10 protein-coding genes and 2 pseudogenes are annotated in these 13,858 nt (G+C 59.8%); 4 read left to right on the forward strand and 8 right to left on the reverse strand.

Annotation, left to right across the window (positions count from 1 at the left end):
- Window positions 1-224 precede the first annotated feature (224 nt).
- From B5527_RS45770 to B5527_RS20065, 3 genes and pseudogenes are all read right to left on the reverse strand, one after another.
- Window positions 225-311, reverse strand: a pseudogene (locus B5527_RS45770) (ATP-binding protein); the annotation flags it as partial.
- A gap of 171 nt (window positions 312-482) precedes the next feature.
- Window positions 483-1,352: an NmrA family NAD(P)-binding protein gene (locus B5527_RS20060; RefSeq protein ID WP_079603072.1), complete on the reverse strand. Its 870-nt coding sequence runs from the start codon at window positions 1,350-1,352 to the stop codon at window positions 483-485.
- 45 nt (window positions 1,353-1,397) lie between these two features.
- A complete protein-coding gene (locus tag B5527_RS20065) occupies window positions 1,398-1,820 on the reverse strand; it encodes a DoxX family protein (protein ID WP_079603073.1) in 423 nt (140 codons plus the stop codon).
- Between the two features lie 118 nt (window positions 1,821-1,938).
- Here B5527_RS20065 and B5527_RS20070 point away from each other — a divergent pair, with 118 nt between their 5' ends.
- Window positions 1,939-2,844, forward strand: coding sequence for a LysR family transcriptional regulator (locus B5527_RS20070; protein ID WP_079603074.1), 906 nt, complete (start codon window positions 1,939-1,941; stop codon window positions 2,842-2,844).
- A 36-nt stretch (window positions 2,845-2,880) separates the two neighbouring features.
- Here the strand turns inward: B5527_RS20070 and B5527_RS20075 are convergent, their stop codons facing one another.
- From B5527_RS20075 to B5527_RS20090, 4 genes are all read right to left on the reverse strand, one after another.
- A complete protein-coding gene (locus B5527_RS20075; RefSeq protein ID WP_079603075.1) occupies window positions 2,881-3,603 on the reverse strand; it encodes an SOS response-associated peptidase in 723 nt (240 codons plus the stop codon).
- A gap of 18 nt (window positions 3,604-3,621) precedes the next feature.
- Window positions 3,622-4,317 carry a hypothetical protein gene (locus B5527_RS20080; protein WP_079603076.1) on the reverse strand — a complete coding sequence of 232 codons (696 nt, stop codon included), beginning with the start codon at window positions 4,315-4,317 and terminating at the stop codon, window positions 3,622-3,624.
- Between the two features lie 120 nt (window positions 4,318-4,437).
- On the reverse strand, window positions 4,438-4,866 hold the full coding sequence (locus B5527_RS46440) for a hypothetical protein (RefSeq protein ID WP_245332662.1): 429 nt from the start codon (window positions 4,864-4,866) through the stop codon (window positions 4,438-4,440).
- 17 nt (window positions 4,867-4,883) lie between these two features.
- Window positions 4,884-5,792 carry an alpha/beta fold hydrolase gene (locus tag B5527_RS20090; protein ID WP_079603077.1) on the reverse strand — a complete coding sequence of 303 codons (909 nt, stop codon included), beginning with the start codon at window positions 5,790-5,792 and terminating at the stop codon, window positions 4,884-4,886.
- A 136-nt stretch (window positions 5,793-5,928) separates the two neighbouring features.
- Here B5527_RS20090 and B5527_RS20095 point away from each other — a divergent pair, with 136 nt between their 5' ends.
- Together B5527_RS20095 and B5527_RS20105 are read left to right on the forward strand one after the other, a co-directional pair.
- On the forward strand, window positions 5,929-6,828 hold the full coding sequence (locus B5527_RS20095; protein WP_079603078.1) for a LysR family transcriptional regulator: 900 nt from the start codon (window positions 5,929-5,931) through the stop codon (window positions 6,826-6,828).
- A gap of 900 nt (window positions 6,829-7,728) precedes the next feature.
- Window positions 7,729-8,946 (forward strand): adenylate/guanylate cyclase domain-containing protein, encoded by a 1,218-nt coding sequence (locus B5527_RS20105; protein WP_079603080.1) that lies wholly within the window; start codon window positions 7,729-7,731, stop codon window positions 8,944-8,946.
- 984 nt (window positions 8,947-9,930) lie between these two features.
- On the opposite strand, the gene B5527_RS20110 is transcribed toward B5527_RS20105, so the two are convergent.
- Window positions 9,931-12,540 (reverse strand): ATP-binding protein, encoded by a 2,610-nt coding sequence (locus tag B5527_RS20110; RefSeq protein ID WP_079603081.1) that lies wholly within the window; start codon window positions 12,538-12,540, stop codon window positions 9,931-9,933.
- A 1,119-nt stretch (window positions 12,541-13,659) separates the two neighbouring features.
- On the opposite strand from B5527_RS20110, the pseudogene B5527_RS46445 reads away from it, so the two are divergent.
- Window positions 13,660-13,821, forward strand: a pseudogene (locus B5527_RS46445) (SOS response-associated peptidase); the annotation flags it as partial.
- Window positions 13,822-13,858 lie beyond the last annotated feature (37 nt).

Raw genomic sequence — 13,858 nt, forward strand, 5'->3', positions numbered from 1 at the left:
TTCGGCTCCAATCCCCGTCGCTGCTGCGAAATTTCTGACCGCGGGCCACATGGCGCAGCGATCCGTCCGCACGATCAGGGGCGATGCCGCCGGGTGTCAATGAACGTCGAAACGGGACCCTAGGTTTTCATCCAAAAGGGACCCCATGTTACGGCTGGCAGAAGCGGTAGCGCTCGCCCCGGCGCTGCTGGTCGGATTGCGCAGCCGGGGCGAACGCGGGAACGCTAGGCGCGGTTCTTGAAGCGCCGGCTCTCGTTGCCGGTCTCGACGCTGTCGCAGTGGTGGGTGAGGCGATCGAGCAACGCCGTCGATCATGTCCGCCCCCGGGGAGATCCAGGGCGCGGGCCTTCGAGCGAACCAGGACAACGACGGAATGGCCTTTTGCCAAGGCGTCGCGGACGATCAGCCACGGTTCCGCCCGTTGCACCCAAACAAGAACCTTCATGTTCGATCTCGATCTTCATTGGCGTGAACGCCGCGGTTCACGTCGCGGCCTTCTGGGCCGCCGCAAACACGTCGCGTGCGGACGTCGTACCCGCTACGTGCTCCGTACCCTCGACTCCGAGGTCCATCCATCCTGCATTCACGGCCTCAAACATTTCTTCGGCAGGTCCGGTGTGGCCCTTCGGGATGCCGAATTGCTCGAACGCTTCCGCCCACCCTGCACGCGGGACTGCAAAGGCTTTCACGTCGAGATTCAGGACTTCGCCCAATTGCTCCGCGACTTCATCCGCGGTGATCATCGAACCAAGCTCGACGACGCGCTGCCCTGACCACGCTGGCCCGGTCAAAAGGGTTGCGACCTCCGTGCCGATGTCGTTCGTCGCGACCATGGTCGATTTCCGGTTTGTCGGATTGTAGTAGACCGGTAGCGTTCCGCCCTGGGCGACCTGCAAGCCGTAGAGGAAGTTTTCGAAGAATCCACCTGCGCGCACAAATGCGATTGGCGATATCAGGTCGCGAAAACCTTGCTCCAGAAGCGACAAGGCCGTGATCATCTTAAGCCCGCTGGTCCTGTTCGCACCCATCGACGAAAGCGCTACCACTCGCGGCGGCGCTATCTTGGTGAGCGCCTCGACATAGTTCGCAATCACGCCCTTGGCTTCTTTGTAATCGGGCGAGGGGGCCCAGACAGCCGGCAACATGACAAACGCGCCTTCGACGCCTTTGAGCGCCCGCTCGATGGCTGCCGAATCATTCCAATCGCCGTCTACCAGTTCCACGCCCTGGTTCGCCCAGTTAGTCGCCTTCTCGCGATTGCGGACGAGCGCGCGTACCTCCTTGCCTTGCGCCAACAGATGTTTTGCCGTTGCGCCGCCAACTTTTCCCGTGATTCCCATTACCAAGAACATGCGTTTTCTCCTGATCTTGAGGGACAGAGCACCGCCCCTGTTGCTTCAATGGATGAGCGGCAGAATGGCCCGGATACGGGGATCGCGCGCGTAGAGGCCGGCCCATGTCATCGCGCCCAGAAGCAGGGAAATGATTTCCGGCGGCGACCCCAACTCACCAAGGCGGACATGGGCGCAGATGGCACCTCCCAAAAAGCCCGTCACCAGGATCGCGCCGAGGACGGCGGTGGCCGGGATGGCGTAAAGGATGGCGCAGGCGAGTATGATCGGACCCACGACACGGGTCAGGTCCATCGCGAATCCGGTTTCCTGCAACATGCTCGCGATCTGTGCCGGCGCGAAAAGCTGAATAGTGGCGTCTGCCACGAGAGCGATAACGACAATCGCGCTCATTATCCGGCCTGCCCACAGGCCGCGATGCAAGCTCATGGTTTCAGGTACCTGATGCAGGTTCAAAGTTTCGGACACTTGTCATTCTCCGATGGGGGGATCCCATATTCGGAGCGTATTGTATCCCTCAGATATGATAAACAACGAGAAAATGAACTGACTGTTCTCTCTTTGGTGAACAATCCGAGGCACGAAAATGCAGAATCTCGAACCCATCCTCATTTTCACAACGGTAGCGGAAATGGGGAGCTTCACCCGCGCAGCCGATAGCCTGGGCATTCAGAAAGGAAGGGCCTCAACGGCGGTCCGGAAGCTGGAAGAAGATGTCGGCGTTAGGCTTCTGCACCGGACGACCCGCAGCGTGCAGTTGACGGAAGACGGACGGGTATTTCATGCCCGTGCCCGCGACCTGCTTGCTGAAGTCGATGACCTGCACTCGATGTTCGCAGGCGATCGCGTGGCACTTCGCGGGCGTTTACGGGTCGATCTTCCGACCGAGGTGGCGCGCACAACGATCGTGCCGGCCTTGCCGGATTTCATGGCGACTCACCCCGAGTTGGAGCTGGAGGTGTCGAGTACGGATCGGCAGGTTGATCTGGTTCAAGAGGGGTTCGACTGTGTATTGCGGCTTGGACCCATAGGGGACGAGACGCTGATTGCCCGCCCACTGGGCCTGTTGCGCATGGTCAACGCTGCCAGTCCCGCCTATCTGGCGCGCTATGGCGTCCCTCGATCGCTGGGAGATCTCCAGCGTCAGGAACATCGGACAATTCATTTTTCGACGATGCTGGGCGCAAGACCCTATGGATGGGAATATCCGGACGGCGACAGCTACGCGACGCTCCAGTTGCCAGGTGCGCTACACGTCAACAGCGCGCAGACCTACGAAGCCGCTGCCCTCGCCGGCCTTGGCCTGATTCAGGCGCCACTCTTGGGGATTGGCCGATACTTAGAGAGTGGAGCGCTTGTGGAGATCATACCCGATTTTCGCCGCCGGGCGCTCGCCGTGTCCCTCGTCGTAGCACATCGAAGCAATCTCTCGCGCCGAGTCCGCGCATTCATGAAATGGATCGAAAATGTGCTCGCGCCCTACCTAGAATAGCGAATCGAACAGCTTTGTCCTGCCCTCGAAGGCGGCCTAGGCTGCCTCAGCCGGATCTTCCTTGACGCCCCGCGCCACGATCCGGAGCGCGCCGTCCGGAAGCGGCCGCTGCAGCTTCAGCGCCTCGTCCGGAGGGGCCGTCATCCAGGTCTCGACCTCGTCCGGCGTCGTCAGGATCACCGGCATCGCCTTCGGGTGGACGGCGCCGACTTCGGCGTTCGGCTCCGTCGTCAGAAACGCGAAGATGTCGTTGACGGTCTCGCCTTCCTTGACCTTCCGGACCGACGTCCAGTTGGTCCAGATGCCGGCGAAGCAGGCGAGGGGTCGGCTCTCGTCGAACGCGAACCAGATGTCGCCGCCTTCGATCTTGTTGAACTCGCTGAACGAGTTGAACGGCACCACGCAGCGGTTCTCGACGCCGAGCCAGCGGGTCCAGTGTTTGCTTTTCACGTTGCGGATGTTCGTAGTTCCCGAATCCGGCTCCATCCGGAGCAATTCCTTGAAGTCGACCGGCTTGCCCTTGGCTTGCAGCTTTTCGGCTCGTTTCTTGGTGGCGTCCATCAACGCCGTCGACGATGACGGCATGCCCCAGCGGGCGGTGGCAAGCTCGCGACCTTCGGCGCCGGCGCGCACGATCGGCGCCCTGTAGTCGGGAAACACGCCGGGCATCGGCGCCAGGTTGCCGACGTACCGGTTGACGACCCGGAACAGCGCGCTGATGGCCGCCTGGTTGGTGGTGATCGAGTAGAGATTGCACATCGACGTTGTTTGCCGAGGTCAAGACCGCAGGATCAAACTCGGGGGTACGTTCAAAGTGTACGTGTCACCGTCGCTCGTCTTTACGGTCACGACGTCGCCCTCGATCGCGTCTACGGTGAGCGAGTGATGTCCGAGCTTGAACCGCTTGCGAACCTTGAGCTGGAGGTACTGCCGGCGACGGGGGCCGGCATTTACCACGGTCTGAAACCCGTTCGGCGCAGGATCCGGGAAATCGCTCGCCATGTCTGCGGCTTCCTTGATCAACGCGAGTTCAAGATGTCCGGCCACGGTCAGATGGTATTCGACATCGCTGATATTGGTGCTCACGCCCTCGACCCAGCCAAGGTCGGTCAGCCGGTCGTACTTCCGGCGATCGACGTTGCCAGCGGTGTAAAGCTTGCCGTCATTGAAGGGCAGTTCGGAGAATATCTGTCGGTCGTTTACGGTAGGCATCATCGGTCTGTCATCCTTCATGGATTGTGGGGCGTCCGGAATTGCCCGGATAATTTCGTTGCGAAGCTTTTCGATAGCGACGCCTCTCGCCAGCAAAAGCTGTTGGATGTCGTTCCATACGCCGCCGGGGATTTCGTACGGGTCCGAAACCCACCGGCGCATGGTGCGATCCGACACACCCACAGCACGAGACAGTTCGCTCTGCCAACGCTCGCCGTACAGAGCTTCGCCGGCCTGGCGAATCATTTCGCGGTGGTTCATCTCGATAGCGGGCCTCCAAAAGCCCTGTGCAGGCGGGGCGGTCCCCATCCAGTCGTGTCCTAAATCTAGGTCACAACAATCCCGGCTGCAAGGTTTCATTTTGGCGACCATTGCGATCACTCAATTCTCGGAAGGCAAGTGGCGGGGGCGCTGTGCCAACTGCAGCAGCGTCGCAGATGGGCGTCGGCCCGCCTTGGCGCATTTTCGGCAGCGCAGCCGGCCGGCGAGGTCGTGCACAAACGTGGTCGGTGGATGCTTCATTACAGCCAGGTCGACGTCGCTCGGCGTCTTGCAGCGTGCACACTGGATCTCAAGCCATGGAAAGCCGCCGTTGACGGCCTGGTCGATGGTCGGCGACGGGTCGATCGGCTCTCCGGACAACACCGTGGTCTGTATTCCCGAGACACCCGAGGTGCCGGCGCCCGCTCCGCTCCTGGCCATAGCTGCGATGTCGGACGGAGTCAGCCGGCGCCGCTCTTCCTGCGAGCCGGCGAGCGCGGCGGTGGCAATGGCGAGCGCGAGGATGATGCTCACGGTTGTGCTCTGCATGCATTCTCTAAGTGTCATCATTGCAAGAAATCCTTGAGCAGCTTGATGGTGTCAGCTGGATTCTCTTCCATCAGCCAATGTCCAGAGTGGGGGATTACGGCCTGCTGCACATTCGTGGCTGCGAAACGCATGACGGTTGCCATCATGGGACCGAACGATTTCTCGCCGCCGACCGCCAACACCGGCATGATCAGCATGCCTTTGGTCAGAAACGCCTTGTTGTCGATGGCGTCCTGATCGAAGGCCTTGAACTGTTCGAAACCGGAATGCATGGCTCCGGGGCGGGCATAGAGCCTGGCGTAGTGTTCGCGCGAGGCCTCATCAAACTTCTTCGGATCGGCCGAAAACTCGTTCCAGAAGCGGTCGAGGTAGATGCGCTCGCGGCCCTTGACCAGCCGCTCCATGTCCGGACCGCCGAACCGGAAGTGCCATAGCAACGGATTTTTCAGAATTTCTTCCCACGGGCCGACACCGGGCAGGGGCGCGTCGAGCAAGGCGAACTTTGTCACGCGGTCTGGATGCTCTGCCGCAAAGGCGTAGCCGACCATGTTGCCGATGTCGTGGGTGACGAGTTCGACCTTGTCGATATGCAACGCGTCGAGCAGGCCTGCGATGTCTTCGCCCTGGGTCTTCTTGTCGTAGCCGCCTGCCGGATGTGAGGATAGGCCCATGCCGCGCAGGTCGGGCACGATAACCGTGTGGTCATGCATCAGCGCGGCGGCGAGCGGCGCCCACATGTCGCTGGTCTCGCCATACCCATGGAGCAGAACGACCGCCAGCCCGTCGCCGCCGACGCGAACATGAAGTGTTACGCCGTTGGTCTCGATTTCCTGCGTGCGGAATAATGCAGGAAAGGGCTGCACCTGCGCCGCCGCCGGGAGCGCAATAGCGAGCGCCCCAAGAACCCCAATGACAAAGCTGAGCATCGCACATCTCCCTCCATTCGGGGGGCGGTCGCTTCGACCGACGCCATAAGCCCCGCTGGACGAAACGTCGGTAGCATTCGTGCATTGTCAGGATTAGACTTACATTGGTGGAACTGATTTCCGGAAAACCCGAACGATGCTGAAGCTCGATGGCTTAGCCACTTTCGTCGCGATCGCCGAGGCCGGGTCGATCAGCGAGACCGCGCGGCGGCTGCGATTGTCCAAGTCCGTGGTGAGCGACCGGCTGACCGAACTCGAAAGAAGTCTCGGCGCTAACCTTGTGCACCGCAGCACACGCAAGCTGACGCTGACCGAGGACGGGATCGCCTTCCTTGAGCGGGCCTCCCGCATCGCGCACGACGTTCAGGAGGCCGCCGCCGATATGGCAGAGCGGCGCGGGGCCTTGGTAGGCCCGTTGCGCATCTCCGCGCCCGTCACCTTTGGTCGCATGCACCTGGGGCCGGCTATCTACCCGTTTATCGCCAAACATCCCCGCATCGAATTGACGATCGATCTCGACGATCGCCGTGTCGACGCCAGCGCCGGTGGCTACGACGCTGTGGTTCGGCACGGTCCAATCGCGGACTCGCGTCTGATGGCGTGGCGCCTGGCACCGAGCCGCCGGGCCCTCGTCGCATCACCGGACTATCTTGCGCGACAAGGCACGCCCGGATCGATGGCCGATCTCGATGGTCATCGTGGGATCTTCTACACGAACCGGGGCGTCGGCGACTGGCGCTTCTCAGGATCGAACGGAGCAACAATCGTGCGCGGCCGAGCAGCGCTGCTCGTGAACAACGGCGACATGATGCGTGACGCGGCGCTCGCCGGGCTGGGCATTGCGCTTCTGCCGACGTTTATTGCGGGCGGCGACATAAAGACTGGCCGCTTGCAAGTGATCGACGTCGGAGTGCGACCTGAGGAGGAGTTTATCTATGTGGCCCACCCGGAGGGTCGGCGGCCGTCCGCCAAGTTGAAGGCCTTCGCCGATTGCTTGCGTGATGCGTTTGGTGATCCGGCCTATTGGGAGCGATGAACTCAGATCGCTCAATCTTTCGGACGGTGAGGCCGACAAGAAATCGGCTGATCGCGGAGATCGACATTCCAAAAACGGCCGGCAAACGAATAACTGCTCGTGGGCGCAAAGCGGTCGTTCGCATAGTATGGATTCGGAATGTCCTCCCGTTTTCGCCTTGTGAGGATGTCAATTTCGTTGTGCAGTCCAGTAACCCGAGCATCGCGCATTTCCTGCGTAGCCGCTCCATGTCCCGCGGCCAGAGCTGCTCGAGAGTCTGCCTGAGCCCGATGCGTATTTGTCCTGAACGGTCACCGAAGCGCGAACTGCGCCGGATTTCGCGATATATCCCCTGAATCTTACGAGATTAGGCTCCGTCACAACTCCGTTAGAAATATTGACAGTGAAGTTGTAGGTGGGATCGCACGCACCTCGTCGCGTCACGAAGGCGAGGTCCCAGGAACCATCATAGGCCGATCGTGCGTGTGCGGTACTTGCTAGAGCAATTAAAAAACATGTTATAATTGCCCAAAGAGAAGGCCTTTTCATGTCATTTCTCCGGAGCAAACTAACGGCGTCCAGGTTCGCTATGGAAATGGTGAAGCGATTGATCCGCTAGAAGAAAACATTTTCTCACGTCGCATCAACACCGCGCGAGGTCGGAGGGTCGTTCTCGCCCCGCGTCAGCGCGTTATCACGCAACCAAGACCCAAGTCGGAAGTCAAGCACCCCATTTGCTGTGACCTACGAGGCCGCCACTCTGCCATCAGGCCGTGCTAAATTGCTCTCCTCGGGCTGAAAGGTGGCTCGATGAAGCGACGGCCCGGCATGACACTGCCAGCACGAAATTTCCAGCCGAGCTGCGAGCGCGCTACAGGAACTTATCGTTGCGGATGTGCCCCGGGAAACTTCGGGTGAAATGTGACCAAGGATCTCGATTTCTCACTTGCTGATCGCAAGGCCGAGCTTCTGCGCTGGCTAAGCGAGGACGGACGTTTTGCGCTCGATACCGGTGGGCTTCTTGAGATGCTCTGCGAGAAGCTCACCGTGCTCGGGGCGCCGATAGCCCGCGCCACAGTGCATGTCCGTACGCTGCATCCAGAATTCCGGGGAATATCGCGTATCTGGCGCCGTGGACAGAGTACCGAGTTCCGATCGTCGCGACACGGTATCGAGTCTACGTCGGATTACCAGAATAGCCCCCTTCAGTACGTTATCGAAACCGGACAGTGGGTTGATACTGTCCTTAGCGAAGCCACCGATCGGCGCTTCCCGATCCTCGCAACGCTGCGGGCGCAAGGCATTACCCATTACGTGATGGCGCCCCTTATCTTTTCGAATCGGATCGTTAACGCGATATCGTGGGGAAGCGACGCTCCCAGCGGGTTTGGGGAAGCGGACGTTGAACTCTTTCGCTGTCTAGTTCCGACCTTTGCCCCAGTTCTCGAAGTGACGGCGGGCCGGCGGATCTATGGTGAGCTTCTTGCCACCTACGTAGGTCGAGATCCGTGCGCGCGGATTATGGCCGGCGCCGTCCAGCGCGGAAACGTCCACCACATCAAGGCGGCAATGCTGCTCGCCGACTTGCGTGGTTTCAGCCGACTGACAGATGAGCTTCCGGAGCAAAGAATCATTGAACTCCTAAATGCCTTCTTCGATCTGGTCGTCCCTGGCGTCATCGGCAGCGGAGGTGACATCCTGAAGTATATCGGTGATGCGGTCATCGCGATCTTTCCAGTCACCGGCGATGATCCGGCGCTGGCCTGTGAGTCGGCCCTGGTTGCAGCGCAGACAACGCTGGCTGCGCTCCAGGCTTCACCGCCCGAGGTCCAGCAGCATATTTCCATCGATATTGCTCTGCACTACGGTGATGCCGCATACGGCAATATTGGCTCTGGCAATCGCCTCGACTTCACCGCCGTCGGGCGCGACATCAACATCCTCAGCCGGCTGGAACTCCTCTGCAAGGATGTTGGCCGGCCACTGCTCATGAGTGGTGCTTTTGCCGCAGAAGTTGCGGCACCGGTCTTTGAAATCGGCCATTTCGAATTGCGCGGCTTCCGTCAGCATCAGTCCTTGTACGGGTTGTGCCAAGACGGCGAGGTGCCTGCTGCGCCCATGTGGACGGATTGCGCGTAGCAGGCTGTACGGACTGTTGGGGGTAAACTTCTGCTTTTGGGCACAAAGCGGACCTGGCGCAGTAGTCGCCGCATGTCCGTTGTTGAGGGATGAACGGACCAAGCTCAGACGTGGGCCGAGGTCTGAGTTTGACCCACTTCGGACATCGCCGACCAGCCAAATGTTTCGTTCCAACAGGCCCGCGGACGCCTTCCAGATGTCGAATTTAGACAGTTAAACTTCTGCATTCCGGTCTCGGAGGCGGGCATGCGGCGGCGCGGCTGCGGCGTGTGCGCAACTCCCATCTTGCACCACTGCCCCTTCGGCGCTCTAGTCACGAACGGGAAATCCAGGAAAGAGGCTTGGGGGATGTTTCGATCTCTGCATGTATGCGTGGTCGCATTTGGCGCGGTGCTTGTTAGTGGTTGCGCCACCGCACCACCGCCAATCATGCGCTGGACGAGCAACAACCGCGCCACTCAAGAGCAATGGCTCCATGATCGCACTACCTGCTACAACGAGACTCAACAACGAATTTCCGATGGATCGGTAGATCAATCCGGAGTTAAAGCCAACAGCGTGGATGGCCCAATGTGCCGCGCGTTTAACGCCTGCTTGGCTGCCCGCGGCTACACCAGATCGGACGCTACAGGCGCTCTCACTATTCCGGAGGACGCTTCGGTTCAGTGCGCAACGCCCAGCACATAGAGCTGGGAGTGTCGCGAGCTTGACGCTCACATTTTCTCCTATCTGGTCGGCAACTTGTCAAAATATTGCAGGGGACACGCTCGGGCGACGTCCCAGCCGAGAAGGTTCAAGCTTGTCCGCGAAGGAAATAAATCGGCCTTGAGATCTTGGCGAACTTTGTCCTGCGCGCCGACAAAGTGATCGAATGAAACGATGTCGCAGTTTGACCCTGAGCGGAAGTCGCGCCTTTTCAGGAGCGGTCACCGTCAGGTCGCAAAAAATATATTGAACCCGTCAAATGGTCACCATTCGCGAATGTCAGTTGGCCGTTCCCGTACGAGGAGGCAAAGAGGGGACATGAGGATCTTGCGCTTCGTGCACGATTGACCGCAGACGCCGCGCCAAGTCTGCCAGGCGGAAAGGTTTGTCGATGATCGGAAACTCGTCTACCGCTCGATGTCTTTCCAACACGTCTCCCGCGTAGCCCGAGGTGAGCAGGATCTTGATGCCTTTGCTCAGCCGCCTCGCTTCGCGGGCAAGCTCAACGCCATTCATTCCGTTTGGCATCACTACATCGCTGAACAAGAGTTCAAATTCTCGGCCACTCTCGAACATCTGGATGGCCTCCGCCCCAGTCCGAGCGCAAACAACCCAGTAGCCGAACGTGGTTAGCATTGCCGACGTGACTTCCAGGATATCCTCATTGTCCTCGACCACAAGGATTCGCTCCGAACCTTCAGGGATGGCCTGCGGTTGGATGGCTTCCACCCCGGCATCACGCTTTTGCTTGGCTTTGGGTAGATACAGAGCGACCGTGGTCCCCACTCCAGGCGCGCTTTCGACAGCAACATGCCCTCCGGATTGTCGGACAAAGCCATAGACCATGCTGAGGCCGAGTCCGGTGCCCTTGCCAACCTCCTTGGTCGTGAAGAAGGGCTCAAAAACCCGATCCCGTACTTCAGGAGGCATCCCGCAGCCGGTGTCCGTGACGGACACCTTGACATACGATCCGGGCAAGCACCCGGCCACGGCTCCCTCATTCAAAACGACGTTCCGCGTCTCGATCTCGAGAACGCCGCCATCCGGCATTGCGTCGCGCCCATTCAGAGCCAGGTTGAGGAGAGCGGTCTCGAGCAGTGGCGGATCGACATGGCACAGCCAAAATCGCTCATCGGTCCGCAGCTTGACCTCGCAGCTTCCTCCGACTGCTTGGCGGATAAGCCCCTGGAACTCAGAAATGAGCTGGTTTGCGTCGACCAGTTTTGGGTTCAGTACCTGCCGTCGGGAAAAGGCGAGAAGCTGCGCCGTTAGCTTTGCTCCCCGATTAGCGGCACCCCGTGCGGCCGCGGCGAGCTGCCGGACCTTGCCATTATCTGCCGCCTCCTCGATGAGCTCGAGGTTCGCGGAGACCACCATAAGCAGGTTGTTGAAGTCGTGCGCGACACCGCCCGTGAGTTGGCCGACCGATTCCATCTTCTGGCTCTGGTGAAGCTGATCCTGCATGAGGCGGCGCGCCTCCACGGCCTGCTTATGCTCGGTGATGTCTCGGAAGAAGACTGCGAGGCCTTCGCTGGAGGGGAACGCATTGAGCGCGTACCAGACACCGCGGCGAGGACAGAACGCTTCGAACGAGGCCGGGCGCTGGTCCGACATGATTTCTCGAAGTTGGCTGAAAATCTCCGTGTCGGCAGCATCCTGGAAGGCTTCCCATAGTTTCGCACCGATCGGATCGCGCCCTTCGCCTATCTGCGTCCAGGCTCGCCCATTAAGGTAGCTGACCCGCCAGTCTCGATCGACGATGACCACGCTGTCGGTCGTACTCTCAAAGATCGTCGTGATCCGAGCCGCGGCTTCCTCGGCTTTTTCCTTCGCCTCCGACAATTCGTGCTCGCGGTGCTCCAGTGCATCGGCCATCGTATTGAACGCGTCGGCGACTCGGGCGATTTCGGATTTATCAGCGATGTCCACACGTCGGGCATAATCACCCAGCCGCCATTGGTTCGCGGCGTTGACCAATTGGCCAAGCGGGCGATGGATGAATCGCCTAGCGCCCAACAATGTCAGCACCAACACCAGCGAGGTGCTCAGGACGATCAGAAGGATGTCGCGCCGCGTGCGATATTGGATGTCGGCGAAGGCCTGCGCCTTGTCGACGCTATAGCCGACAAAAAGCCCCCCGGAATCGGCGCCCAAGGTTGAGTAGCCGATGATCCGCTCCACTCCATTGATGTCGAGGATATCGACCGCTCCCCGTTGGTCCAGATTCAGGTATTTGTCACCGCGCATCTTTTTGCCGACAAGCCGGCTGTTATCGGGGTAGCGGGCGAGATACGTGCCATTGCGATCCGTGATGGCGAGCGCCGCTCCCTCCGGAGCGCCCTTTCGAGCGATGTAGTCAGCGAGCCAATCGAGGCCAAGACCCGCCACAATGACGCCGCCCATGCGGCCATCGTCGCCGTAGAACGGCAACGCAAACTGGATGACGTTCCGGCCGGTTGCCAGACCTTTCGAGAATTCTCCGACCGTGAATGTGCGGTTTTTCAAGATGTCGGCAAAGTAGGGCCGCGCAGCGATGTTGATTGGCAGATGGTCGCTGTTCGTGTTGCAGAAGGACCGGCCATTCAAGTCGGTGACGAGAAACCTGATGGACGCCGGAAATCGCTGCTGCATCGCAGCCAGGTAAGCATCGCACGCTTGGCTGTCCCTCGTCTTTATCGCCGGGACCTCCGACATCGCGATCAGGACTTGACGAATTCCCTGTACGATCTGCTGCTGTTCTGCCGCGGCTAGTTTGGCCAGGCTGAGCGTTTGGTTCTGCACTTCGACCTGGCGCGCACGACGCAGATCGAATTCATTGTATGCTTGGATCGCGATCGCTGGCAGTAGTGCGACAGCCACCAGCACGAATAGGCGTGATAAGAGAGTCACTTCCCAGGCCCCAATCCTGTAACGTTTGCCCGTCGGGGGAACGATGCTGAACTCGTCTCGATCGACGGCGAAGCTGTCGGTGATGCGCCCCGATCATCCTGATGGCCGTAATGCGAGCGTCGGGTACGCAAGGTTCCGGGTGATCTAAACTCTACGCCATCCACTGCCGAACATGTGGGGGCCGTGTTGCGGCTTGATGTCAGTGCGGAAAAACTTCGTTACGATCGTAACGCGTCTAGGACTTAAGAACGGCGGAAAGCTGATACCATGGCGTCGAAGGCAACCGCGGGTGCTAGGGCGTCAATGCCTTTTCGCTCGGTCTCGAAGTGCCGCAATTGCTGCTCGCCCAGGCCAACGAGGTGATCGAATGACGGCATGGTTTGCTGCGGTGCATGAGTCCGTTGTTGGCACTCACCGGACATGGCGCGATGTCCGACTTGAGTCCGTAATGCGCTTCAAAGCAGACATCGGCGAGAGCAGCACCGGCCTGTACGGCTTGCCGCTCACCTCATTCCCGAAAGTTCGGGTTTCTCGGCCTGTTCCTATGGGCCTGTTGGTACTGGCCTGTTTCGACCATCAGTGGCCTAATTGAATTTCGCAGTGGCCTAATTGAATTTATGTCGGCTATCGGACGGAATTTATTTTTCGCGCCCGCTATCGTCGGGCATCCATCAGGGGACTTTTGGAGTGGCAGAGTACAGAGCCTACCCCGTCGGGCGCGACGGGAATTTTATTGGGTTTGACTCGCTAGACTGCGCTGATGACGCCGAGGCGATAGAGAAGACCAAGCGCCTCGTCGATGGGCACGACGTTGAGCTTTGGAGCGGGCCGCGTCTCGTGATCCTGCTGAGTCACAAGCCGGAGTAAGGCCGCCTCAGTTGGCGGTCTCTGTTAGGCTCGGAGGGGCTGCGATGTTCGACGTGTATTTGAACTGGAAGGGTGATCTGCTAGTGGTCCCGAGGGGCTTGCCGATCCCTAACAGTGAGACAGGAAGGTGGCGCAAGAAGAAGACGAAGGTTGCTGCCGTCAGCGACGAAATTAGGTTGGCCATTCAGAGACACGGATACTATAGGCGCAAGCTCGGTGAACCAGTATCCACCTACAACCGGATGGCAGCACGAAGCAAAACTGATCCCAGGACCGCATCTGCTCTATTGCTTCTTTTACGATGCGCCAAACACGGTCGTCGAGCCAATCCATCCCAAGGCGATGCCGGTGATCCTGACGACCGACGAGGAGCGTGATGTATGGATGCGCGCGCCATGGGATGAGGCGAATGCAGATCGGTGCTCATGCGCTGTTGCCGGTTGTCTGCGAC

Source organism: Bradyrhizobium erythrophlei (assembly GCF_900129425.1).
Lineage (GTDB): Bacteria > Pseudomonadota > Alphaproteobacteria > Rhizobiales > Xanthobacteraceae > Bradyrhizobium > Bradyrhizobium erythrophlei_C.

Excerpts from the sequence above, each read along its gene's own strand:
- B5527_RS46440 (WP_245332662.1), bottom strand. The coding sequence starts at position 4,866 with ATGCAGAGCACAACCGTGAGCATCATCCTCGCGCTCGCCATTGCCACC.
- B5527_RS20095 (WP_079603078.1), top strand. The coding sequence starts at position 5,929 with ATGCTGAAGCTCGATGGCTTAGCCACTTTCGTCGCGATCGCCGAGGCC.
- B5527_RS20075 (WP_079603075.1), bottom strand. The coding sequence starts at position 3,603 with ATGTGCAATCTCTACTCGATCACCACCAACCAGGCGGCCATCAGCGCG.
- B5527_RS20080 (WP_079603076.1), bottom strand. The coding sequence starts at position 4,317 with ATGAACCACCGCGAAATGATTCGCCAGGCCGGCGAAGCTCTGTACGGC.
- B5527_RS20070 (WP_079603074.1), top strand. The coding sequence starts at position 1,939 with ATGCAGAATCTCGAACCCATCCTCATTTTCACAACGGTAGCGGAAATG.
- B5527_RS20090 (WP_079603077.1), bottom strand. The coding sequence starts at position 5,792 with ATGCTCAGCTTTGTCATTGGGGTTCTTGGGGCGCTCGCTATTGCGCTC.
- B5527_RS20060 (WP_079603072.1), bottom strand. The coding sequence starts at position 1,352 with ATGTTCTTGGTAATGGGAATCACGGGAAAAGTTGGCGGCGCAACGGCA.